Raw genomic sequence first — 23,609 nt, forward strand, 5'->3', positions numbered from 1 at the left:
TATTCTATAACTCGTGCTTTTTTTTTATTAAAAGGGCATTTAAAAAACTAATTGACCATGGTTAAACTATTGGTTGCGGATCAACATCCTATAATTACAAAAGGATTAGAGTTGGTCTTTGCAAGTTCGCGTGATATTAAAATTATCAAAACAGTTGCAGATGGCGAAGCCATTTTTGACGCACTTAAAGAACACACTACAAACATTTTACTTTGCGAAATTGATTTACCTAAACTTAATGGAATTAGCGTACTAAGACGCATTAAAAAAGAACATCCAGAAGTTAAAGTAATTATATATAGCGCACAACAAGAAGAGGTTTACGCAGTAAGTACTATTAAAGCTGGTGCAGACGGTTACATCCATAAGTCTACAGACTTATTAACGTTAAAAGATGCAATTATGAAAGTACATTTAGGTGGAGTCTATCTTAGCCCAAGTCTTTCTAGAAAAATCGCATTAGATAAATCTTCAGGTAAAAAAAGCTATTACAAAAAATTATCTACTAGAGAGGTTGAAGTTTTAAAGCTTTTATCAAACGGAAGACGTAATAAAGAAATAGCTGAAGAGCTTCAGATTAACGAAAAAACTGTAAGTACTTACAGAGCGCGTTTAATGAAAAAACTTAATGTAACTAATCTTATAGATTTAGTAAATCAAGCTAAAAGCTTAGCTTTATAAAGCGCGATTTAATTTTCTAGACAATAACATTTTTAAACCAGAGTAATCTTTGACTTCTTCAAGGATTTCTCTGTTTACCATAGTTTTGTCTGCTAATGTTTCTTTCTGAAAATTTATAACCTTTTGATCTATTAAAAAACATCTTAAGGTTAAAATAGTCTCGCTTACTAATTGAGCTACTGTTTCTGTTTTAGTTTTAGGGAAAATATTATTACGCTCCCAATCTGCTAACGCATAACGCTCATCTTCCATTAAGATAGAAGTAATCTCTGAAGCTAAAATTGGGTTTATAGTGTTAATTAAGCTTTCAATTTTAAAATCTGGATTTTGGTTTAATGCATCAATGATAGTGTAATAAATATCTTTAAATTGTGGGTTTAAAAACTCCATCTCATCTTCCTGCAAGTCTAAAAATATTTTTTCAAAGACTTTAGCTTCTTGTATTACAGGTTCTAACTCAAGTTGTCCTTTATCATTTTCTTTTAAAACTAAGTCTTCAAAATCTTCTTTACGGTTTCCGTAAAGCAACAAGATTTCAATAATTTTTCGTTCTAATTCATATTGGATATCAACCTTTTTTACTGGTTGTTGATGCTTTATAACATCAAAAGCTTTGCTTGATTTCTGGGACTGCTTAGCTACATCACTTTGCTCTTTTTTAGTTAGTTGTGCTAAGGTAGAAAACAATACTTCTTCACTAATATCCATTATTCTGGCGCATTCTTGGATATAAATCTCTGTCTTTATTCTATCCGGAATTTTAGAAATACTAGTTACAATATCTCTAATGGTTTCGGCTTTTTTTATAGGATCATTTTTTGCGCTTTCATATAAAATTGAAGCTTTATACTGAATAAAATCTTTAGCATTGCTTTCTAGATAAGCTGTAAGCTCTTCTAAGGTATTTGATTTGGCAAAACTATCAGGATCTTCGCCTTCTGGAAACGTACACACCTTAACATTCATCCCTTGCTCAAGGATTAAATCTATACCTCTTAAAGAGGCACGTATACCTGCAGCATCACCATCAAAAAGTACTGTTATGTTTTTTGTTAAACGGTTAATTAATCTGATTTGATCACTGGTTAAGGCTGTTCCAGAACTGGACACCACATTTTTTATTCCTGTTTGATAAAACTGAATAACATCTGTATATCCTTCAACCAAATAACAATTATCTTCTTTTGCTATACTTTGTTTAGCATGATAAATACCATACAAGACTTTACTTTTATGGTACAAATCACTTTCTGGAGAGTTTAAATATTTAGCAGCTTTTTTATCGTTAGTTAAAATACGTCCTCCAAAACCTAAAACACGACCACTCATACTTTGTATAGGAAACATAACACGACCTTTAAAACGGTCAAACTGCTTGGTTTCTTTAACAATTGTTAATCCTGTACTTTCTAAAAATTCTAGCTTATACCCTTTTTTTAAGGCTTCGTCTGTAAAGGCACTCCATTGATCCAAGCTATACCCTAAATCAAACTTTTTAATGGTTTCTGGTGTAAAGCCACGTTCTTTAAAATAACTTAATCCTATAGCTTTTCCTTGATCTGTGTTTTGTAATGTATTTTGAAAATACTTACTAGCAAACTCACTTACTAAATATAAGCTTTCGCGTTTATCATGTTGTTGCTTTTCCTCGTCAGACTGCTCAGTTTCTTCAATTTCAATATTGTACTTTTTAGCTAAATACTTGATAGCTTCTGGATAAGTAAAATGCTCATGCTCCATTAAAAAAGCAACGACGTTTCCTCCTTTTCCGCTTGAAAAATCTTTCCAAATTTGCTTTACTGGAGACACCATAAAACTTGGTGAACGCTCGTCCGAAAATGGACTTAATCCTTTAAAATTACTACCTGCTTTTTTTAACTGAACAAAATCACCAATAACCTCTTCCAATCTGGCAGTTTCATATACTTGGTCTATTGAGGATTTAGAAATCAATGTGTTTTTATTATTGAAGTGTTAGAATGTAAAAGTAATACAAAATTATACGTTTTTCAATTCTGATAATTTTAGTTTTAAAATTGAAAAACAATTTTTAAAGAATCACTTTAATCTTCAATTGGCTCAATTATTGAATCTTGGTCTGAATCATAACTATCATCATTAAAATCATCCTCATAATTCTCCATAGTTTTTACCAATTTAGTACTTACTTTAACTAGGTATTTAGTATCAATCGTTGTTACTTCTACAGCCTCAATCCATTCATTTTTAACATTTCTAAACTTGATAATATTATCGTCATCATAACCTTCTGGGTATTTATCAACTAATAGTTTTAAAATTTCTGGTGTCAATTTTTTAAAATCTACAATAATACGTTTTAAATTATCTGGTTTTTTCATTTTATGTTTTTATAACGATTATAATCCTAAGATGTAAGCAAAAATTAATGGTGCAACAATAGTTGCATCACTTTCAATAATAAATTTTGGTGTGTCAATATCTAGTTTTCCCCAAGTAATTTTCTCGTTTGGTACTGCTCCAGAATAACTACCATAACTTGTTGTTGAGTCGCTAATCTGGCAGAAATAACTCCAAAATGGTGTTTCTGGACGTTCCATATCTTGATATAACATTGGCACTACACATATTGGGAAATCTCCAGCAATTCCGCCTCCAATTTGGAAAAAACCAATTCCTTTTTGCGAATTGTCTGTGTACCAATCTGCTAAAAACGTCATGTATTCTATTCCAGATTTTACAGTACTTGCTTTTAATTCGCCTTTAAGTACGTAGCTTGCAAAAATATTACCTATTGTGCTGTCTTCCCAACCTGGACAAACTATTGGCAGATTTTTTTCTGCTGCTGCATACATCCAAGAGTCTTTAATATCAATCTCATAATACTGCTCTAATACTCCTGATAACAACATTTTGTACATATATTCGTGTGGTAAATAACGCTCACCTTTTGCTTCTGCATCTTTCCATATTTTTACAATATGTTGTTGTAATCTTCGGAAAGCTTCTTCTTCTGGGATACATGTATCTGTAACTCTATTGAGTCCTTTTTCTAATAAATCCCATTCGTCTTGAGGTGTTAAGTCTCGATAATTTGGTACACGTTTATAATGCGAATGTGCAACCAAATTCATGATATCTTCTTCTAAATTTGCTCCTGTACATGAAATGATTTGCACTTTATCTTGACGAATCATTTCGGCAAAACTTTTGCCAAGTTCTGCGGTACTCATTGCTCCTGCAAGAGACACTAACATTTTTGCTCCAGAATTTAATTGTGCTTCATACCCTTTTGCTGCATCAACTAAAGCAGCAGCATTAAAATGTAAATAATGGGTTTCTATAAATTGAGAAATTGGTCCTTTAGTAGTCATCTTCGTCTTGAAATTTAGTATTGTTATTTTTATTTACTGTATTATCAAATGCATTATCATAATCATCTTCTGATTCGTCATTTTGAAATTTATAACTTAACATTTTGTAGTATAATTTTGCTGCTAGAAAATCTGAAGATTTATCAATTTTATTTGGACAAAGCTCTACAATATCAAAACCTACTACATTCTTTTCTTCAAAAACCTGTTTTAAAAATTCTAATGTTTCATACCATAATAAACCTCCTGGTTCTGGAGTTCCTGTACTTGGCATAATAGAAGGGTCAAAAACATCTAAATCTATTGTTATAAAAACATTTTCTGTCATTTGGTCTATTGCAGCATCCATCCAAGTATCATCTATAGCCATTTGATGAGCAAAGTATGTTTTTTCTTCGTCCATTACAGTTTTTTCCATCACGTCCATAGAGCGAATACCAACTTGAATTAAATTTGTGTTTTGGCTAGCTTCATACATTGCACAAGCATGGTTACATGTAGAACCTTCATAAGTTTTACGTAAGTCCGCATGTGCATCTAATTGTAAAACTGTTAAGCTTGGAAACATTTCGTTAAACGCACGAATTGTACCTATTGATACAGAATGTTCTCCACCAAAAATAGTTACAAACTTGTTTCGTTTTATAAAACTTTTTGTTGCTTGATGTACAGCTTCTACCATAACTTCAGGCAAGCTGTTTTCGGTTACAGCTTCTGCTAAATACACACCTTGTTTGTACACTTCTGTTGCTGTTTCAATGTCATAAAGCTCCATGTTTTCTGACGCATTTAAAAATGCTTCTGGACCTTTATCTGCTCCTTTTTGCCAAGTGCTTGTACCATCATAGGGTACAGGAATTAGTACAATTTTTGCTTGTTCTAATTTTGCTAATTCTTCTGGAATGCCAGCGTAAGTACTAGTTTTCATAACCTAAAATTTTAAGTAAGTCTTCACTTTTTTGTTGTTCACTAAATAGTTTTGTAGAGATGTTTCCGTCTGCATCTCTATCTATTAATATATGTTTTGGTGACGGAATTAAACAGTGCTGCAATCCTCCAAATCCTCCAATGGTTTCTTGGTAAGCTCCTGTATTAAAAAAGCCAATATATAATGGTTTGTCTTTATAATATTTTGGTAAATATATAGCGTTTATGTGTTGCTCGCTATTGTAATAATCATCACTATCACAAGTTAAACCACCCAGCAAAACACGCTCGTAGCTGGATTCCCAGCGGTTTATTGGCAACATAACAAAACGTTTGTTAATTGCCCAAGTATCTGGTAATGTTGTAATGAAAGAGGAGTTTATCATGTTCCATTTTTCGCGATCGTTTTGTTGTTTTTGGTATAGTACTTCATAGATTGCTCCACCACTTTCTCCTACTGTGAAGCTACCAAATTCTGTAAAAATATTTGGGACATCTACACCTTCTTCTTCACATGTAATTTTTATTTGATTTACTATCTCTTCTACTAAATAAGCATAATCAAAATCATAAGCTAATGAGTTTTTTATAGGAAAACCTCCACCTATATTTAAACTATCTAATGTTGGACAAATCTTTTTTAAGCTTGTATAGACTTTTAAACATTTTAAAAGCTCGTTCCAGTAATACGCATTATCTCTAATTCCTGTATTAATAAAAAAATGAAGCATTTTAAGCTCTACTTTTTTATTGTTTTCTATTTGATTTTTGTAAAATGGCACTATGTTTTTATAACCAATTCCTAAACGAGAGGTATAAAATTCAAACTTTGGCTCTTCTTCTGAAGCTATTCTAATTCCAATATTATATTTTTCTTTAATTTCTGCTGAAAGCAAATCTATTTCTTCATAATTATCTATAATAGGAATAGCATTTTTATGACCTTCATTTATAAGTCTAGCAATATTTGTAACGTATTGAGCGCGTTTAAACCCGTTACTAATTATGTATGTATCATTAGTTATTTTACCTTCTTTTTTAAGGTTTTCTACAATATCAATATCAAAAGCCGAAGAGGTTTCTATATGTATATCATTTTGCAAAGCTTGATTTAAAATATGTTTAAAGTGCGAGCTTTTTGTGCAATAACAATAGTTGTAAATACCTTTATAATCATGTTTTTTAATAGCATCTGCAAACCATTTTTTTGCACGTTGAATATTGTTAGATATTTGTGGCAAATAGGTAAATTTTAATGGTGCTCCATATTTTTCAATCAATTGCATTAAGTCAATATCATGAAAATGAAGTGTTTTTTCTTCTAGTTTAAATTCTTCTTGAGGAAAATCGAAAGTTTGATTAATTAGATCTATATATTTTGTGTTCATTATTATTTTTAAAAATGTTAAAATTTAAATTGAAAACAGCACGAAATTGCTGCTAAAAACAAATAATAATGAGTAAATCAGACTTGCATTTTTTGCTCTGTAGTAGGCACAAAAGCGTATTGATGCTGACTAGCACCTAATGAAGAATTCTCGGAAGTTAGCTTTAAAATTCGGTTGCTTAATCTGTAAGCTGCTTTTGAATATGACTTCCTAATTTTCAAAAACCCGAACATAGAAACAGAGTTCAAAATGTTCAGCTAATAGAATACAAATGAAATACTTTTTTTTTAATTTCAAACTTTTTAAAGCAAAAAGCGTCTCTTTTTATACAATTAAAAAGAGACGCTTTTTTTAAATAAAAATTTTTATTAGTCTAAATCTAGTCTAACTCCTAATGAAATGTTATTTTGTTTAATTGCTGGATCTTTAAAAATTGGAGACAAATCATATTTAGCATATAAACTAAAATCGCCATAACCAACATAAGCACTTAAACCATATACAAAAGTGTTAGTATTGTAGCCACGCTTAATTTTTTGTTTTACACGATCTCCATCCTCTTCATATACTAATTTTTGTTGCGCTCTTAGATTAACTCCTGCATAACCACCTAATCCTATTTTAAAGTTATTATCGGTAAAGTATCTAATTCTTCCATCTTTATATTCTTTTTTAAGAGAAGGACCAAACTCAAAATGAATTGGAACCACTAAGTTTGTAGTTCTAAATTTTGCTTTTTTTAAATCTGTTGAAAAATTTTCTAAAGTTGTTAAATTATCATTTTGCTGAAAAAACTGATTATCTTTTATATCCAATTTATTCCATTGGAAAGAAAACCCATAATTAAAGCGTAAAAAATTAGACTCTTTAAACACTCTTGTTTTCCAAAGCCAACCTAATTCTACAAATCCAGAACCTCCTAATTTATAAGGTGTATCGCTTAAACTAACACCATCTATTATTGCATTGTTAAAGCCCATAGCAAATAGCATTTGGTTTCCTGTACGAATATCTTGTTTAGGAGGAGTACGTGTGGCTTTAACGCCTAAAATCTCCTTATCTCCATCTCCAATTTTAATTGACAGAATTGTCTTTTTTGCGTTTTCATCATATTCTAAATCATTACGCTTTAAAAACTCTAATCTATTGACAGCAATAGCTGTTCTGTTTTCAATATTTAATGCTCTTTTTTCTGCTGCTGCTTTTTTTAATTGCTCTGCTTCTTCAAAGGTAATTTTATCAGCTTCTAGTTGATCGTTAATGGCATCAACCTCTAATTTTAACGCCTCTTTTTCTTGTGTTTTAATAACTTCTTTTAACTCTTCTATTTTAGGAATAGAATCTTGCTGTTGTGCATTGACTTGGCTTACTGCTACTAGTAAAAATAAATACACTAAATGTCTTGTAATGGTTTGCATAACTGTTCGTTTTTTTAATGATTATTAATTTAATTATTACGCTGAACTACTGTTGTTTTTAATGTTTCATAACCTGATTTTACAGCATGAAACAACCTGTTTTTTAGAGATTTTTCAGATTTTATCTCTACTTCTTCCAATAGCGAGTTTGCGTCTACTTTTTCTGATTTATATGTTGTTTGATTTGTTTTAACTTTAGCATAAGCTTCATCTAATAGTAAAGAAGCTTCTTTATTTGAAGTGTTTTGCTCTGCAATTACTGCATTAACAAATACCTCTTTTTTAGAAGGAATAACACTTTTATTATTTGCCGATTTGATAATTTTAGGATAATGCACAACATTATTTATTGTCTTATTAGTTTGTGCAACACTATTATTTTTAGCTTTTTTATCTCCTACTTTTTTTGAAGTAATTTTAGTCCTTGAAATCTCTTTAATCGTTATTTCATCTAGCTGTTTTTCTACTATTACTTCTTTTTTAATATCATTTGATTTATTAGGTACTATGATTTCTTTTTTAAGCTCATCTATAACAATTTCAATCTTATCAGGCTCGTTATTAAAAATAAAAACAGCAAGAAAAACACCTAAAAAAGTAGCTGCTATACCTAACCACCAAAATGGAAATTTACTTTTGTTTTGATCTTCTTGTAATTTGTCATCCAATTGGCTCCAAGCATTTTTGCTTGGTGCAATTGTGCGACGCTCTAAAGTGTCTTTTAATTGCTTTTCAAATTTATTTGGTGCCATATTCTTTATTATTAAGCGTTTTAATTTTGTCCTGTAAAAGCTTTCTAGCTTTAAACAATTGAGATTTTGATGTACCTTCACTAATGTTTAATAGCTTAGCGATTTCGGCATGTTTGTAGCCTTCAATTGCGTACATAACAAATACCATTTTATATCCTTCTGGAAGTCTATCTATTAATTCTTGCAATTGTGCAACATCATATTGCTGAGGAGATTCGTTTTGGATTTCGACATGCTGATAGTCTTCATAAACAAACTGAACACTTTTTTTCTGTCTTAAAAACGAAATGGATTCTCTTACCATTATACGTCTTATCCAACCTTCAAAACTACCATCTCCTTTAAAGTTTTTTAAATTTTTAAAAACTTTAAAAAAACCATTTAACATAGCTTCTTCTGCATGTTGCATATCTTTTATATAGTAACGACAGACGCTTAGCATTTTTGGCGCATGCATTTCAAACAAAACGTGTTGTGCTTCACGATTGTTTTTTATAGCTTTATTAATAAGCTTAGCTTCGTTATTATATAGTGTAACAACTTTCAATAGAGTATTGTTTAGTTTGGTCTTCTATTTATAAAGACGCAAATGTTGTGCAAAAGGTTGCCTGAAGTTTGAAAAAAATTATTTTTTTCTTTCAATTACATAATTAACCATCAAGACTAATGATTTTTTATATTCTGTATCTGGATAATTTTCTAGAAGTTTTAACGCTTGCTCTTGGTAGTTTTTCATTTTTAAAACTGCATAATCCAAACCTCCATTTTGCTTAACAAAATCAATGACTTGACTAACACGTTTTCTGTCTTTATTATGGTTTTTAATAGAATTGATTAACCATTTTTTATCTTTTTTAGAGCAATTATTAAGCACATAAATTAAAGGTAATGTCATTTTTTGCTCTTTAATATCTATTCCTGTTGGTTTACCAATACTTTGTGTGCCATAATCAAATAAATCGTCTTTTATTTGAAATGCCATTCCTATAAGTTCACCAAACTTACGCATACTTTCTACTTCATTAGAATTGGGTTTAACAGATGCTGCGCCTAGGCTACAACAAGCAGCAATAAGTGTTGCTGTTTTTTGCCTAATAATTTCATAGTATACCTCTTCTGTAATGTCTAATTTTCTTGCTTTTTCAATTTGAAGTAATTCGCCTTCACTCATCTCTCTTACAGCAATAGAGATTATTTTAAGCAAGTCAAAATCGTTATTATCTATTGATAGTAACAATCCTTTTGATAATAAAAAATCACCTATTAAAACTGCTATTTTGTTTTTCCATAATGCATTTATTGAGAAAAACCCACGACGTTTATTGCTATCGTCCACCACATCGTCATGTACTAAAGTTGCAGTATGTATTAACTCTATTACAGAAGCACCACGATATGTACGCTCGCTAACCTCTCCATTAGACACCATTTTAGCAACCAAAAAAACAAACATTGGTCGCATTTGTTTCCCTTTTCTATTTACAATGTAATAGGTAATTCTATTTAGCAGAGCAACCTTTGAAGACATAGACAGCCTAAATTTTTGCTCGAAAAGATCCATTTCAAAAGCAATAGGTTGTTTTATTTGTTCTGTAATCTTCAAAAAAAAAGGTTTAAATTAATGATATCAAAAATACAAATAAAGTAAGTCAATAATATCTTAATAATTTTCAATTTTTTAAAGTTTAGAATGGCATTAAATTATTTTTAACTAAATTTATCTTAATTAATTAACCTTAAACACTTTAACTATATGAAAAAAATTACATTTTTATTTATTTTATTATTAACAATGACCAATTGGTCATATAGTCAATGTACATCAACCGCAGGAGGTAACTATGGAAACCTTGTGATGGCTAATGATGGTACAGCCGAACAAATAGCTGCAGACAATTGGCCAAATGCTGAGTTTTCAGTTATTGAAGGATTAATAGTTGGAAACACCTATACTGTTACAGGAACAAACACCACTAGTATATACATAACTGTAACTGAAACTACTCCAGCAATTGATGCTATTGGTACAGTAATAACACATGGTGCATCAACTGTAAGTTTTACTGCAACTACAGCCCAAATTTTAATTTTCTGGAATTTAGATTCGCTTTGTGGTACACAAGCAAGTGATGCTACATTAACAACAATACAATGTACTAGTCCTTCTTGTAGTTGTACATTTACTACTGCTCCAGGCGCTCCTACAGGACCAACTCCAGCAGATATGGCTATAGATGTACCAATTGATATTAGTGGAGCTACTCCTCTTATCACTCCTTTTTCATGGGTAGAAGATGCTGTTAACGATCCTGCTACAAGTTTTACTATTAGTCTTGGTACAGATACAGCTGCTAGTAATATTGGGTCAATTACAGGAGCTACTAATGGCAATGGTCTAACGTATACTGGATGGACTAACAATACAGTTTACTATTGGAAAGTTACAGCGATTAATTGTGTTGGAACTATAGATAGTGCTATTTGGAGCTTTACTACTTCATCTTGTACAGCAACTGCTGGACCAGACTTAGCAACTGCACCTGCACCTTCTGATACAGCTATTGATATCCCAATTGACATTTCTGATCCTGCAAATTTACTTATTACACCTTTTTCATGGGTTGAAGCAACTACTGGTGATTTAGCTACTAGTTATAATTTAACTCTTGGTACAACTACAACAGGTGATGATATAGGGACAATAACTGGTGCTACTAATGGTAATGGCGTAACTTACACTTGGGCTTATGATACGACTTACTATTGGAAGGTTGATGCTGTAAATTGTTTTGGGACTACTACAGGAACTGTTTGGGAATTTAAAACTGAAATTGACCCTGCATTATCTACATCAGAATTTGATAAGCAACAATTTAGTGTATATCCAAATCCAGCTAAAAACACGATTAATATAAAATCTGATGTTAGTTTTGATTCTGTTGAAATATACAATCAATTAGGACAACGTGTTATTAATGTTAATGCTAGTGACTTAGTTGAAAACTCTATAAATATAAACGAATTAACAAATGGTATATATTTTATGAAAATTATGTCTGAAGACAAACAACAAACTATTAAATTTATTAAAGAGTAACCAACTTTTTTTATACATGAAAAGCGACTTTCAAAAAATTTGAGAGTCGCTTTTTTATTGTTTAATAATTTATAAAAACTTAACCTTTATTTGCTAATTGACCACATGCTGCGTCAATATCTTTACCTCTACTACGCCTTATTGTTACTGTGATATTATTAGCTTCTAAAACATTTTGATACATATCTATTGCTTGAGATTGCGCTTGTTGAAATTGTCCATCGTCAATCGGATTGTATTCTATAATATTGACTTTACTTGGTGCAAATTTACAGAATTGGACTAGTGCATCTACATCTTTACGCTTATCGTTTATACCTTCCCAAACGACATACTCATAGGTAATTCGGTTTTTGGTTTTTTGATACCAATAGATTAATGCATCTCTTAAATCTGACAAAGGAAATGTTGCGTTAAAAGGCATTATGGATGTTCTAACCTCATCAATTGCTGAATGTAGTGATACTGCTAATTTAAACTTCACTTCATCATCAGCCATTTTTCTAATCATTTTTGGCACTCCTGAGGTTGAAACTACAATACGTTTTGGTGACATACCTAAGCCTTCTGGTGAGGTTATTTTGTCTATTGCTTTTAGTACATTATTGTAATTCATTAATGGTTCTCCCATACCCATAAAAACAATATTGCTTAAGGGTCTATCAAAATATAATCTACTTTCTCTGTCTATTGCAACTACTTGGTCATAAATCTCGTCTGGATTTAGATTTCGCATACGTTTTAAACGTGCTGTTGCGCAAAATTTACAGTCTAAACTACAGCCTACTTGACTAGATACACATGCAGTAGTCCTGGTTTTTGTTGGTATTAAAACAGACTCTACAATTAAGTCGTCATGTAATCGTACTGCATTTTTTACTGTACCATCACTACTACGTTGCATTACGTCTACTTTGATATGATTTATTACAAAGTTGTCTTCTAATTTTTGACGTGTGTCTTTGGAAATATTTGTCATATCCTCAAAAGTATGCGCACCTTTACTCCATAACCATTCATAGACTTGGTTACCTCTAAAGGCTTTATCGCCTTCTTTTTTAAAGAAGTCTCTAAGTTGCTCTTTAGTTAACGCACGTATGTCTTTTTTTTTGATTTCCATTATGATGCAAAAATAGTGAAAGCTTTGACGTTTTACGAATTATGATTGACGATTTACTTTTCTTTATTTTAAATTTATACTTTGGTTGGTGCATTAGCGATTGAAGCATTTGTTGAAGCTCTTACATTTGCAATACAAGCAAATGTAAAGCGACTGCTGAAAGCGCGACCCTTGTGGTAATGCCATAAAAAAAGCCTCTATAAAGAGGCTTAATTATTTATTTTAATAGGATTAGATGATTAACATCGCGTCTCCATAACTGTAAAATTTATACTTTTCTTTTACTGCTTCTTCGTATGCTTTTTTCATAAAATCGTGTCCTGCAAATGCAGATACCATCATTAATAATGTTGATTTTGGTGTATGAAAATTGGTTATCATTGCGTTTGCAATACTAAAATCGTATGGTGGAAATATAAATTTATTGGTTCGATCCTTCTTCTTCATTTAGTGTTCCGCTTGAGGATACTGCACTTTCAATAGCACGCATTGCTGTTGTACCTACTGCACAGATACGACGTCTTTCTTTTTGTGCTTTATTGATTATGGATACTGCTGGCTCTTCAATTTTAAGCTCTTCACTATCCATTTTATGCTTTGATAAATCTTCTACTTCTACTGGATTAAAAGTACCTAATCCAACGTGTAATGTTACTTCTGCAAAATCGATCCCTTTAATTTCTAAACGTTTTAGTAAATGCTTAGAAAAGTGTAATCCTGCTGTTGGAGCTGCTACTGCACCTTCGTTTTTTGCATAAATAGTTTGGTAACGCTCTTCATCTTCTGGTTCTACCTCTCTGTTAATATATTTTGGTAAAGGTGTTTCTCCTAATTCTTGTAATTTTCTTCTAAATTCTTGATAAGATCCATCATATAAAAAACGTAGTGTACGTCCTCTTGATGTTGTATTATCAATTACTTCTGCTACTAAAGTTTCGTCATCTCCAAAGTATAGTTTGTTACCAATACGGATTTTACGTGCTGGATCCACTAATACATCCCAAAGACGTTGTTCTTCATTAAGCTCTCTTAATAAAAACACTTCTATCCTTGCTCCTGTTTTTTCTTTGTTTCCAAATAAACGTGCTGGAAATACTTTAGTGTTATTAAGTATCATGACATCTTTTTCGTCAAAATAATCAATAACGTCTTTAAACATTTTGTGTTCTATGGTTTGCTCTTTTCTGTTTAATACCATTAAACGAGACTCGTCTCTGTTTTCTGCTGGATATTCAGCTAAAAGCTCTTCAGGTAAATCAAAATGGAAGTGTGATAATTTCATTTAAAAAATAGATGTTTAAGTTAACAAGATTGCAAATATACAATCTGGAGATAGGCGTTGTCAAGTAAATGGGCAATTATTATTTTATTAAATACTAAAAGTGAAGCCCAGAGCGTCCAAATCGTCCCAAAAAGTTGGGTAAGATTTTGAAACTACTTTATAATCTTGAATATTTATTGGTGTTTTTAATGCTAAAGGTGCAAAAGCCATAGCCATTCTGTGATCATTATAAGTGTTTATTGTCACATTTTTTAATATTGCTTTAGACGCTTCTAATGTTAAACTATTATCTGTAATGTTGACTTGTCCTCCTAGTTTTTCGATTTCTGTTTTTAATGCTACTAAACGGTCTGTTTCTTTAATTTTTAAGGTGTGTAATCCTGTTAAATGGCACGATAAACCTAAACCAAATGCTGTTACAGATATCGTTTGTGCAATATCTGGAGCATTTTTTAAATCAAACTCTATATGTGTTTCTGGAGTTGTTGTTTTAGTTTTTTGAAGCAAAACCGAATGCTCTTCAAAGGTTGTTGATACACCAAATGCTTTGTAGATTTCTGCTAATGCAGAATCGCCTTGCAGGCTATTTTGTTTGTAAGATGATAATTGGATGCTTGTTCCTACTTCTGACATAGCTATTATACTATAAAAGTAAGATGCTGATGACCAATCGGATTCTACTGTTAGCTGTTGACTATTAGCGTTTATCTGTTGGCTGTTAGCGTATACGGTTATAAGATTATCTTCAAATTTAGTTTTTACACCTATTTGAGACAACAAACTTAAGGTCATATTTATATAAGGTACTGATGTTATCTCTCCTTCAAGTGTTAACTCTAATCCATTTTCTAGTTTTGAAGCTATTAATAATAAAGCCGAAATATATTGACTACTTACATTAGCTTTTAAGGTGACTTTGTTTTTTGTTAGCTTTTTTCCTTTTATAAGCAATGGAGGATATCCTTTGTTTTCTTTATAACTGATGTCTGCACCTAATTGGTTTAAAGCGTCAACTAAGATAGCAATTGGACGCTCTTTCATACGTTGGGATCCTGTTAACTCTATTTCTCTTCCTTGTTGAGTAGAAAAGAAAGCAGTTAAAAAACGCATTGCTGTTCCTGCATGATGTATGTCTATAACATTGCTTTTTGATGCTAAAGCTTTTGTCATTAAAACAGAATCATCACTATTAGACACGTTTTTAATATCAATCTCTGGATATAAGGCTTTTAAAAGCAGTAATCTATTAGACTCGCTTTTTGATCCTGTTATTTGGATTGCAGATTGTTTTTGTATTGTTGATTTTTGAATGTGTAAAGTCATTATAAATGATTCCTGCCTATGCAGGAATTTGCTATTTTAATTTTTGATTATTGTGGTGTCTGTCGTGATCGCGTTTTGTTTTTAAATCTAACTTTTTATCAAACGCATCTTGAAGATCAATACCTGTTTGGTTTGCTAAACAAAGCACTACAAACATAACATCTGCTAACTCCTCTCCTAAGTCTTTATTTTTGTCAGATTCTTTTTCGGACTGTTCTCCATAACGTCTTGCTATAATACGTGCTACTTCACCTACTTCCTCAGTAAGTTGAGCCATATTAGTTAGTTCGTTAAAATAACGTACACCATGGTTTTTTATCCAATTATCAACGTCTAATTGTGCGTTTTTAATGTTCATGTTACTCTTTATTTTTTGAATCCATTATTATAGTTACTGGACCATCATTTAACAGTTCTATTTTCATATCTGCTCCAAATTGTCCTGTTTGTATTGGTTTACCTAATACCATTTCAAACTGCTTTACAAATTGATTGTATAATGGTATTGCTATTTCTGGCTTTGCTGCTTTAATATAGCTTGGTCTATTTCCTTTTTTTGTGCTTGCGTGTAATGTAAACTGGCTAACTATAATTGCTTCTCCTTTGGTATCAATTAAAGACAAATTCATCACCCTATTTTCATCTGGAAAAATACGACAATTAGTAATTTTATTTACTAACCAATCAATATCTTCTTTTGTATCTTCTTCAACAATACCAAGCAATATTAAAAGTCCATTTTTAATATTTGCTACTATTTTCCCTTCTATAGTAACGCTTGCTTTAGATACTCTTTGGATTACTGTTTTCATCTATTCTTTTTCCCAAATATCTGTTCTGTAATGCTCTTCATCTCCTTCTATAATTTGCACATAACTTTTGTAACGTGAAGCTGCTACCTCGTTATTTTCTAATGCTAACTTTACTGCGCATTTAGGTTCTTCTATATGTAAACAGTTATTAAATTTACAATCTTGTTTTAAAGCAAAAAACTCTGGAAAATAATCGCCAATTTCTTCTTTTTCCATATCTACAACACCAAAACCTTTAATTCCTGGTGTATCAATAATTTTTGCATCAAAGCTTAAGTCAAACATTTCTGCAAATGTTGTAGTATGTTGACCTTGCATATGTTGGGCAGAAATAGATTTAGTTTTTAAATCTAATGATGGCTCTATGGTATTAACTAAAGTAGATTTTCCAACACCAGAATGTCCTGTAAACATGCTTACTTTACCTGTCATTAAGGTTTTAACTTTATCTAAATTTTTTCCAGTCTTTGCAGATATACCAATACATTCATAACCTATTTGTCTATAAACATGTGCTAAATACCTAACTTCATCTAAAGTCTCTTGGTCGTAAGTGTCAATTTTATTAAATAACAACACTGCTTTTATATCATAGGCTTGTGCTGTGACCAAAAAACGATCAATAAAACTTGTAAATGTTGGTGGATTATCTATTGTTATTAATAAAAATACCAAGTCTATATTAGAGGCAATTATATGTGTTTGCTTGGAAAGGTTTACAGATTTACGGACAATATAGTTTTGTCTATCATGAATGGTGTTTATTACACCTGTTTCTACATCAGACTTTGTATCTAACTCAAAATCCACAAAATCTCCTACAGCAATTGGGTTGGTACTTTTAATATCTTTTAGTCTAAACTTACCTTTTATTCTGCACTCATAAGTTTGACCTAATTGGGTCTTTACTGTGTACCAGCTTCCTGTAGATTTATATACGCGTCCTGTCATTCATTTAAATAAGATACAAAATAACGATTTTTATCTTGATTTGCCTTAACCAACAATTGCTTTTTTAGCTGGTAATTTTTTATCATCAGCAATAATATTGATTATATAAATCCCTGAAGTGAATTCTGACAAATCTAAGCTTACTTTTTTATTTACATTTTGAAATGAATTTAATAAAACAACTTGACCAGACATATTGGTCACTTGAATGTTTACTTTTTTATAATTTTTAAGCAATTTTAAATTGAAAAACCCAGTTGATGAAGGATTTGGATATAAGGTTGATTGTTTTCCAATTGAAACATCTTCGGATTTAAATATTGTAATACCACAACAAATCAACCTACAATTTCTTCTAGACGAAAACGCAATAACTTCTACCTCATCCAAAGTATTATCAATATCTAAAGTTATATTAATCTTTTTCTGTTGTTTTACAACAACCTCTTTTGTTGCATATCCTAAATATGAAATTGAAAGCGTATCGTTTGGTTTTGCATCTAGTTTAAAATTTCCTTTTAAGTCACTTGCTGTTCCTTTTTCTGTTCCTTTAATTATAATATTAGCTTCTGGAAGCACATCCATATTATCAGAAATTATTCCTGTTATTTTAGTTTGAGCTAATGCTGTAAAAGCAAAAGTTAATGCTAAAAAAAATAATGTAATTTGTCTCATAATTAGTGTTTATTGGTTTGTTAATCAAACCTACTTCTAAACAAACTAATATAAAACCAACAATGAGTGTATGCTACTTTTGGTTGAGTAAAACACAAAAAAAGCTTGAAACACAGTAATTTTTAATCAATACAAATCATTATCTTAGTAACTTATTAATCTAAATATATAACATGAAAAAAAACATTTTAATTATCGCTTTAGCCATAGTAGGCTTCATTTCTTTCTCTTTTATTAATAAATCTGAAGAAAGAGCTCCTGTAGAGTATAAAGTTGTAACTGTAGTTGAATCAATTGTACCAAACGGATTAGGTCGTTCTAGAATGATATCTGCAAATGAAACAAAAGATTACAAAGAGTTTACAACAGTAAGATCTGATGACAAAGGAAAAGATGAAAAAAACAAATCTAAAAGAGACGAGATTAGAGTTAAAGATTACGAAGAAACTAAATTGTTAAATTTTTACAATCTTGGTGGAATTAGATTCCAAAACATAGCAGCAAACGATGCTATTATGACATCAAAAGTTAACACAATGGTTGCAGAAGGTTGGGAATTAGCTTTTATAAATACTGGAGTAGAGAGTGCTGGAAAAGGAGATGGTCAAGGTATTTTTGTAACGCGTTACACTTTTAAAAGATAATCAAACAATTATATTTATTAAAAAAGCCTCTTTAAATAAAGAGGCTTTTTTATGTTTAAGATTTTAAAATCTTTTCTTGATGATTTATAGATTCTTGATGAATGGCTTTAAACATTCTAAGTATAAACTCTTCGCTTAAACCTTTAGTTTCTCCTTCCAGAACCATTTTTCCTAAAATTTCATTCCAACGTTTGCTTTGTAATACTGCTACGTTTTTTTGCTTTTTAAGTGCTCCAATGCCATCTGCAACTTTCATTCGTTTACCTAATAAATCAATAATTTGATTATCAACTACATCTATCTGAGCTCTTAAGTTGTTAAGCTCTGCATTATACTCTGCTTCTGGATCTGTCTCTTTTCTAATTTTAAGATCCTTCATCATTTGCACTAAAGCATCAGGTGTGACTTGTTGTGCAGCATCACTCCATGCATTATCTGGATCTGTATGCGTCTCTATCATTAATCCATCAAAGTTTAAATCTAAAGCAGTTTGAGAGACATCAAAAACCATGTCACGCTTTCCTGTAATATGTGATGGATCATTAATTAATGGTAAGTCTGGAAATCTATTTTGAAACTCGATAGCTAACTGCCATTCTGGAATGTTTCTATATTTGGTTTTCTCGTAAGTAGAAAACCCTCTATGGATTGCCCCAAGATTTTTAATACCTGCAGTGTATAATCTTTCAATACCACCTAGCCATAATGCTAAATCTGGATTTACTGGATTTTTAACCAATACTATTTTATCGGTTCCTTCTAAAGCATCTGCTAGTTCTTGCATTATAAAAGGACTAACTGTAGATCTTGCTCCAATCCAAAGTAAATCCACATCATTTTCTATAGCAAGTTTTACGTGTGCAGCATTTGCCACTTCTGTACAGGTTTTCATACCTGTTTCTTCTTTTACTTTTTTAAGCCATCCTAAACCTAATGCACCTACGCCTTCAAAATTACCAGGTCTTGTACGTGGTTTCCATATTCCTGCTCTGTAATAACTTACATCAGTATCTTTTAGCTCGTGCGCTATTTTTAACACTTGCTCTTCTGTCTCTGCACTACAAGGTTCAGCGATAACTAATGGATGATCCAATTTCATGTCATCCAACCAGTTTCTCATTTCTTTTTTATTTTCCATAATCTTGATTTATTCTGGTATTTTATTTTATTCCGTTTAATATTTGCTTTATATAATTGGTGTCTTTCATTTCCTTAAAAACATTTTCAAAATCGTCGTTTTCTATTAGCGTTTTAAATTGTGTCAGGTTTTTTATATAGTCGTTTAAAGTTTCAACAACATTGTCTTTGTTTTGTTTAAAAATTGGTGTCCACATTTCTGGGCTACTTTTTGCCAAACGCACTGTACTTTCAAAACCAGAACCTGCCATATCAAAAATATCGCGTTCGTTTTTTTCTTTTTCAATGACTGTTTTACCTAACATAAATGCGCTAATATGAGACAAATGAGAGACATATGCTATGTGTTTGTCATGCGATTCTGGATTCATATAACGCATACGCATTCCTATTTTATTAAATACATTAATAGCTTGTTCTTGTAATTTAAACGCTGTTTTTTCTACTTCGCAAACAATATTTGTTTTATGCTGAAAGAGGTCTAAAACTGCTGCTCTTGGTCCAGAAAACTCTGTTCCTGCTATTGGATGCATTGCTAAAAAATTTCTTCTTTTTGGATGATCTGCTACTGCATTGCAAATTGCTTGTTTGGTTGATCCAACATCAACTACTATTGAAAAATCCGAAACTTGATCTAATATTTTAGGTAATTCTGTTACAGAAACATCAACAGGTATTGCAAGGATTACTAAATCTGCTTTATCTAAATCTTTATAGGTTGCTTTTTGGTCTATTACACCAATTTCTAAAGCTTCAACTAAATGTGATTCATTTTTATCAATACCATATACAACAGAATCTGGCAAGACTTTTTTTAAGTCTAAAGCCAAGCTTCCTCCAATCAACCCAGTTCCTATGATGTATATATTTTTCATTTTAAATCAAATTCTATTTATTGCTTCTTCTAAGTCTTCAACAGTTGCACAAAGCGAAAACCTTACATACCCTTCTCCTTGAGTTCCAAAAATGGTTCCTGGTGTTATAAAAATATTTTTTTGATATAGTAAATTGTCTATAAAATCTTCAGATTTTAAACTTTCTGGTAATTTTGCCCAAACAAATAACCCACTAGTATTTTTATCAAACGTACAATCTAGTTTTTTTGCTAATTGCCATACTAAATGTCTTCGTTTTTCATAAATACTATTTAAACTTGAATACCACATTTTAGAACATTTTAAAGCAGCAATTGCACCTTTTTGAATACCATAAAACATCCCAGAATCCATATTGCTTTTAACTTTTAAAACTGCTTGTATCAAAGCAGAATTACCAAGTAACATACCAACTCTCCATCCAGCCATATTAAACGTTTTACTTAAAGAATTAAGCTCCAAACACACTTCTTTAGCATCTTTGACACTTAAAATACTTAATGGATCTTCATTTAAAATAAAACTATATGGGTTATCATTTACCAATAATATATCATGCTTTTTAGCAAATTGTACTAATTGTTCTAAATCTGCTCTTGTTGCTTTTGCACCAGTTGGCATGTGTGGATAACTGGTCCACATTAATTTTACTTTTGATAAATCTAATTTTTCGATCTGTTTTAAATCTGGTAACCAATTATTACTTTGATCTAAATTATATGCTATTGGTTTAGCTTCTGCCAATTTAGTCACTGCTGCATAAGTTGGATAACCTGGATTTGGTATTAAAACAGCATCTCCTGGATTTAAAAAAGCTAAAGAAATATGCATAATCCCTTCTTTACTTCCCATTAATGGTAAAACTTCTGAATCTGGATTTATATGTGTGTAATAATGTACTTTATAAAATTCTGAAATTGCATCACGCAATTCTGGTAAGCCTTGATAATTTTGGTATTTATGTGCTACAGGACTAAGTAAACTTTCTGTCAAAGCTTTAACAACCTGACTTGGTGGTTGCAAATCTGGACTACCAATCCCTAAATTAATTATGGGTTTTCCTGCTGCTTTTAATGCATTAACCTCCTTTAATTTTTTAGAAAAGTAATATTCTTCTACGCTATGTAATCTATTAGCAACTTCCATTAGTTTTTTGCGTTTTTATATTCTCCTAATATTTTAAAATGTGTTGCCATTATTTCCATTATTGACTTTGCTTTTATAAAATCTTGATAGTTTTCAAACGTAACATCTACAAAAAAAGCATACTTCCAAGGTGTATCTATTTTTGGTAAGGATTGTATTTTTGTTAAATTAAGTTTACAATCACTCATAACATTTAAAATAGTTGCCAAACTGCCTCTTTGATGGTCTAATTCAAATTTAATTGAGGCTTTATTGATTTGATTTTCTGGTATTTCAGAATTTTGTTGTTTAACTATAACAAACCTAGTCTCGTTATGTTTTATGGTTTGTATACTTGTTGCTAAAATTGATAATTCAAAAATCTGTGCAGCTAATGTACTTGCAATTGCTGCTACACCTTTTAGTTGATTGTTTTGGATACGCTCTGCAACCTCTGCAGTATCTTTATCTTCAATTAACCTTATATGTGGATGTTTTTTAAAAAATGCCTTACATTGTAATAAAGCCATAGGATGAGAATACACTTCTTTAACATCCAAAATTGTTTGATTAGGAAGTGCCATTAAATTGTGCTGAATATCCAAATAATGCTCACCTACTATATGTAAATTATTAGCATCTATTAAAGCATAATTAGGTATTATTGATCCAGCTATAGAGTTTTCTAAAGCCATTATTGCTGCATCACTTTTTTTGCTAAGTAAACTATCAACGGTCTCGTCAAAAGACAAACATGGATTTGCAACCACTTGACTCTCAAAATACTCTTGAGATACAATATGATGAAACGATCCTTTTACACCTTGTATTGCTACTGATTTAATCAAACTATTATTTAAATTTTTATACAAAAAAAAGTCTCGATAATTATCGAGACTTTTTATAAATATGTGTTATTAACTTACATACATAACGTCTCGTTCTTTTTGCTAAAAAAGAAATAGTTCCAGTTATAATATGTGTTAAAAATGTTGTTCATAATTGTAATTATACTGCTAATGTAAATAATTAATTGACAAATCAAAATACTAACTCTCTATTTTTGTTGTTTTTACGTTATAATTAAAGATTTAATAATAATCTATGGTTTAAATTACAGAATGTCTATTTTTGAATACAAATCTATTTTATGTCTATCAAGGTTGAAAATATTACAAAGGTGTATGGTACACAAAAGGCGTTAAACAATATTTCGTTTGAAATAGAGCGTCCAGAAATTGTGGGTTTTTTAGGTCCCAATGGAGCTGGAAAAAGCACGATGATGAAAATCTTAACCACTTACATTAATCCAACAGAAGGTAACGCAAAAGTTAATGGACAAGATATTTTAACCCAAACCCAACAAGTGCAAAAAAGTGTGGGTTACTTACCAGAACACAATCCTTTGTATTTAGATCAGTACGTTAGAGAGTATTTAACTTTTAATGCTAAGGTCTATAAAGTTGACAAATCCAGAGTGGAAGACGTAATAGAGTTAACTGGTTTAACACCAGAAGCACACAAAACTATTGGACAACTTTCCAAAGGTTACAGACAACGTATTGGTTTAGCAAATGCTTTATTACATGATCCAGAGGTCTTGATTTTAGACGAACCCACTACTGGTTTAGATCCAAACCAATTAATAGATATCAGAAACCTAATTAAAACCTTAGGAAAAAACAAAACTGTATTTTTATCCACACACATTATGCAAGAGGTTGAAGCTATGTGTGATCGTGTTATTATTATTAATAAAGGCGAAATTGTTGCCAATAAAAAACTGGCAGCTTTACGTGATGGACAAGAGCAGATTGTTATTGTCGAGTTTGATTACAGAATAGAAGAAGCTTTTTTATTAAAACTACCACATGTAAAGAGTGTGAAAAATTCTTTTGATTTTATTTACGAAATTACTTTTTCTACAAAAGAGGATATGCGTAGTCATGTCTTTGACTTTGCACACGATAACCAATTGAAGATTTTACAATTGAATCAGAAAAATGCGAGTTTGGAAAGTTTATTTAGAGAGTTGACTAGTTGATTTTT

Annotated in this window: 23 protein-coding genes and 1 pseudogene; 4 read left to right on the plus strand and 20 right to left on the minus strand. The window is 31.0% G+C overall.

The window, feature by feature from the left end:
- The first annotated feature begins 57 nt into the window (after positions 1 to 57).
- The gene (locus tag SJY17_RS01230; protein ID WP_397363626.1) at positions 58 to 681 is read left to right on the plus strand and encodes a response regulator; all 624 of its coding nucleotides are present in this window, start codon (positions 58 to 60) and stop codon (positions 679 to 681) included.
- On the opposite strand, the gene dnaG is transcribed toward SJY17_RS01230, so the two are convergent.
- From dnaG to SJY17_RS01275, 9 genes are all read right to left on the minus strand, one after another.
- Entirely contained in the window at positions 676 to 2,634 is a 1,959-nt protein-coding gene (gene dnaG / locus SJY17_RS01235) for a DNA primase (protein ID WP_397363627.1), read from the minus strand. The genes SJY17_RS01230 and dnaG overlap by 6 nt on opposite strands.
- A 110-nt stretch (positions 2,635 to 2,744) precedes the next feature.
- On the minus strand, positions 2,745 to 3,041 hold the full coding sequence (locus SJY17_RS01240; RefSeq protein ID WP_397363629.1) for a hypothetical protein: 297 nt from the start codon (positions 3,039 to 3,041) through the stop codon (positions 2,745 to 2,747).
- 18 nt (positions 3,042 to 3,059) lie between these two features.
- Positions 3,060 to 4,034, minus strand: coding sequence for a deoxyhypusine synthase family protein (locus SJY17_RS01245; RefSeq protein ID WP_397363630.1), 975 nt, complete (start codon positions 4,032 to 4,034; stop codon positions 3,060 to 3,062).
- Positions 4,024 to 4,962: an agmatinase gene (gene speB / locus SJY17_RS01250; protein ID WP_397363631.1), complete on the minus strand. Its 939-nt coding sequence runs from the start codon at positions 4,960 to 4,962 to the stop codon at positions 4,024 to 4,026. The genes SJY17_RS01245 and speB overlap by 11 nt, the downstream gene beginning before the upstream one ends.
- On the minus strand, positions 4,952 to 6,349 hold the full coding sequence (locus tag SJY17_RS01255) for an arginine decarboxylase (protein ID WP_397363632.1): 1,398 nt from the start codon (positions 6,347 to 6,349) through the stop codon (positions 4,952 to 4,954). The genes speB and SJY17_RS01255 overlap by 11 nt, the downstream gene beginning before the upstream one ends.
- A 368-nt stretch (positions 6,350 to 6,717) precedes the next feature.
- Positions 6,718 to 7,767 carry a hypothetical protein gene (locus SJY17_RS01260; protein ID WP_397363633.1) on the minus strand — a complete coding sequence of 350 codons (1,050 nt, stop codon included), beginning with the start codon at positions 7,765 to 7,767 and terminating at the stop codon, positions 6,718 to 6,720.
- 29 nt (positions 7,768 to 7,796) lie between these two features.
- A complete protein-coding gene (locus SJY17_RS01265; RefSeq protein WP_397363634.1) occupies positions 7,797 to 8,519 on the minus strand; it encodes a hypothetical protein in 723 nt (240 codons plus the stop codon).
- Positions 8,506 to 9,066, minus strand: coding sequence for an RNA polymerase sigma factor (locus tag SJY17_RS01270; protein WP_397363635.1), 561 nt, complete (start codon positions 9,064 to 9,066; stop codon positions 8,506 to 8,508). The genes SJY17_RS01265 and SJY17_RS01270 overlap by 14 nt, the downstream gene beginning before the upstream one ends.
- A 78-nt stretch (positions 9,067 to 9,144) precedes the next feature.
- Positions 9,145 to 10,122, minus strand: a complete 978-nt coding sequence (locus SJY17_RS01275; protein ID WP_397363636.1) for a polyprenyl synthetase family protein — start codon at positions 10,120 to 10,122, stop codon at positions 9,145 to 9,147.
- Positions 10,123 to 10,272: 150 nt separating this feature from the next.
- On the opposite strand from SJY17_RS01275, the gene SJY17_RS01280 reads away from it, so the two are divergent.
- Positions 10,273 to 11,616, plus strand: coding sequence for a T9SS type A sorting domain-containing protein (locus tag SJY17_RS01280; protein WP_397363637.1), 1,344 nt, complete (start codon positions 10,273 to 10,275; stop codon positions 11,614 to 11,616).
- A 79-nt stretch (positions 11,617 to 11,695) separates the two neighbouring features.
- Here SJY17_RS01280 and rlmN read toward each other — a convergent pair whose 3' ends face one another.
- The 7 genes and pseudogenes from rlmN to SJY17_RS01315 form a co-directional block, all read right to left on the minus strand.
- Positions 11,696 to 12,736 carry a 23S rRNA (adenine(2503)-C(2))-methyltransferase RlmN gene (gene rlmN, locus SJY17_RS01285; RefSeq protein ID WP_397363638.1) on the minus strand — a complete coding sequence of 347 codons (1,041 nt, stop codon included), beginning with the start codon at positions 12,734 to 12,736 and terminating at the stop codon, positions 11,696 to 11,698.
- A gap of 231 nt (positions 12,737 to 12,967) precedes the next feature.
- Positions 12,968 to 14,018: pseudogene (gene queA / locus SJY17_RS01290) on the minus strand (tRNA preQ1(34) S-adenosylmethionine ribosyltransferase-isomerase QueA).
- An 87-nt stretch (positions 14,019 to 14,105) separates the two neighbouring features.
- Positions 14,106 to 15,341 (minus strand): 3-phosphoshikimate 1-carboxyvinyltransferase, encoded by a 1,236-nt coding sequence (locus SJY17_RS01295; RefSeq protein ID WP_397363639.1) that lies wholly within the window; start codon positions 15,339 to 15,341, stop codon positions 14,106 to 14,108.
- Between the two features lie 31 nt (positions 15,342 to 15,372).
- Positions 15,373 to 15,699, minus strand: a complete 327-nt coding sequence (locus SJY17_RS01300; RefSeq protein WP_397363640.1) for a nucleotide pyrophosphohydrolase — start codon at positions 15,697 to 15,699, stop codon at positions 15,373 to 15,375.
- A 1-nt stretch (position 15,700) separates the two neighbouring features.
- Complete coding sequence (dtd, locus tag SJY17_RS01305) at positions 15,701 to 16,153, minus strand: D-aminoacyl-tRNA deacylase (RefSeq protein ID WP_397363641.1); 453 nt, start codon at positions 16,151 to 16,153, stop codon at positions 15,701 to 15,703.
- A complete protein-coding gene (rsgA, locus tag SJY17_RS01310) occupies positions 16,154 to 17,104 on the minus strand; it encodes a ribosome small subunit-dependent GTPase A (protein ID WP_397363642.1) in 951 nt (316 codons plus the stop codon).
- Between the two features lie 45 nt (positions 17,105 to 17,149).
- Positions 17,150 to 17,779, minus strand: a complete 630-nt coding sequence (locus SJY17_RS01315; RefSeq protein WP_397363643.1) for a carboxypeptidase-like regulatory domain-containing protein — start codon at positions 17,777 to 17,779, stop codon at positions 17,150 to 17,152.
- 173 nt (positions 17,780 to 17,952) lie between these two features.
- Between SJY17_RS01315 and SJY17_RS01320 the strand changes: the two genes are divergently transcribed.
- Positions 17,953 to 18,423: a hypothetical protein gene (locus tag SJY17_RS01320; RefSeq protein ID WP_397363644.1), complete on the plus strand. Its 471-nt coding sequence runs from the start codon at positions 17,953 to 17,955 to the stop codon at positions 18,421 to 18,423.
- Positions 18,424 to 18,478: 55 nt separating this feature from the next.
- Here the strand turns inward: SJY17_RS01320 and SJY17_RS01325 are convergent, their stop codons facing one another.
- From SJY17_RS01325 to SJY17_RS01340, 4 genes are read right to left on the minus strand one after another with little or no spacing between them, the layout of a single operon-like run.
- Entirely contained in the window at positions 18,479 to 19,561 is a 1,083-nt protein-coding gene (locus SJY17_RS01325; protein ID WP_397363645.1) for a chorismate mutase, read from the minus strand.
- 22 nt (positions 19,562 to 19,583) lie between these two features.
- Entirely contained in the window at positions 19,584 to 20,435 is an 852-nt protein-coding gene (locus SJY17_RS01330) for a prephenate dehydrogenase (protein ID WP_397363646.1), read from the minus strand.
- Between the two features lie 6 nt (positions 20,436 to 20,441).
- A complete protein-coding gene (locus tag SJY17_RS01335) occupies positions 20,442 to 21,581 on the minus strand; it encodes a pyridoxal phosphate-dependent aminotransferase (protein ID WP_397363647.1) in 1,140 nt (379 codons plus the stop codon).
- Complete coding sequence (locus SJY17_RS01340; RefSeq protein WP_397363648.1) at positions 21,581 to 22,408, minus strand: prephenate dehydratase; 828 nt, start codon at positions 22,406 to 22,408, stop codon at positions 21,581 to 21,583. The genes SJY17_RS01335 and SJY17_RS01340 overlap by 1 nt, the downstream gene beginning before the upstream one ends.
- Before the next feature lie 302 nt (positions 22,409 to 22,710).
- On the opposite strand from SJY17_RS01340, the gene gldA reads away from it, so the two are divergent.
- Positions 22,711 to 23,604 carry a gliding motility-associated ABC transporter ATP-binding subunit GldA gene (gene gldA, locus SJY17_RS01345; RefSeq protein WP_397363649.1) on the plus strand — a complete coding sequence of 298 codons (894 nt, stop codon included), beginning with the start codon at positions 22,711 to 22,713 and terminating at the stop codon, positions 23,602 to 23,604.
- Positions 23,605 to 23,609 lie beyond the last annotated feature (5 nt).

The organism is Olleya sp. R77988, from assembly GCF_044594215.1.
Taxonomy (GTDB): domain Bacteria; phylum Bacteroidota; class Bacteroidia; order Flavobacteriales; family Flavobacteriaceae; genus Olleya.

Coding starts and splice junctions, on each gene's coding strand:
- SJY17_RS01320 (WP_397363644.1), top strand. CDS start 17,953: ATGAAAAAAAACATTTTAATTATCGCTTTAGCCATAGTAGGCTTCATT.
- SJY17_RS01330 (WP_397363646.1), bottom strand. CDS start 20,435: ATGAAAAATATATACATCATAGGAACTGGGTTGATTGGAGGAAGCTTG.
- SJY17_RS01255 (WP_397363632.1), bottom strand. CDS start 6,349: ATGAACACAAAATATATAGATCTAATTAATCAAACTTTCGATTTTCCT.
- SJY17_RS01300 (WP_397363640.1), bottom strand. CDS start 15,699: ATGAACATTAAAAACGCACAATTAGACGTTGATAATTGGATAAAAAAC.
- gldA (WP_397363649.1), top strand. CDS start 22,711: ATGTCTATCAAGGTTGAAAATATTACAAAGGTGTATGGTACACAAAAG.
- SJY17_RS01230 (WP_397363626.1), top strand. CDS start 58: ATGGTTAAACTATTGGTTGCGGATCAACATCCTATAATTACAAAAGGA.
- SJY17_RS01335 (WP_397363647.1), bottom strand. CDS start 21,581: ATGGAAGTTGCTAATAGATTACATAGCGTAGAAGAATATTACTTTTCT.
- SJY17_RS01295 (WP_397363639.1), bottom strand. CDS start 15,341: ATGACTTTACACATTCAAAAATCAACAATACAAAAACAATCTGCAATC.
- SJY17_RS01245 (WP_397363630.1), bottom strand. CDS start 4,034: ATGACTACTAAAGGACCAATTTCTCAATTTATAGAAACCCATTATTTA.
- SJY17_RS01260 (WP_397363633.1), bottom strand. CDS start 7,767: ATGCAAACCATTACAAGACATTTAGTGTATTTATTTTTACTAGTAGCA.
- rsgA (WP_397363642.1), bottom strand. CDS start 17,104: ATGACAGGACGCGTATATAAATCTACAGGAAGCTGGTACACAGTAAAG.
- speB (WP_397363631.1), bottom strand. CDS start 4,962: ATGAAAACTAGTACTTACGCTGGCATTCCAGAAGAATTAGCAAAATTA.
- SJY17_RS01325 (WP_397363645.1), bottom strand. CDS start 19,561: ATGGAAAATAAAAAAGAAATGAGAAACTGGTTGGATGACATGAAATTG.
- SJY17_RS01315 (WP_397363643.1), bottom strand. CDS start 17,779: ATGAGACAAATTACATTATTTTTTTTAGCATTAACTTTTGCTTTTACA.
- SJY17_RS01265 (WP_397363634.1), bottom strand. CDS start 8,519: ATGGCACCAAATAAATTTGAAAAGCAATTAAAAGACACTTTAGAGCGT.
- rlmN (WP_397363638.1), bottom strand. CDS start 12,736: ATGGAAATCAAAAAAAAAGACATACGTGCGTTAACTAAAGAGCAACTT.
- dtd (WP_397363641.1), bottom strand. CDS start 16,153: ATGAAAACAGTAATCCAAAGAGTATCTAAAGCAAGCGTTACTATAGAA.
- SJY17_RS01240 (WP_397363629.1), bottom strand. CDS start 3,041: ATGAAAAAACCAGATAATTTAAAACGTATTATTGTAGATTTTAAAAAA.
- SJY17_RS01280 (WP_397363637.1), top strand. CDS start 10,273: ATGAAAAAAATTACATTTTTATTTATTTTATTATTAACAATGACCAAT.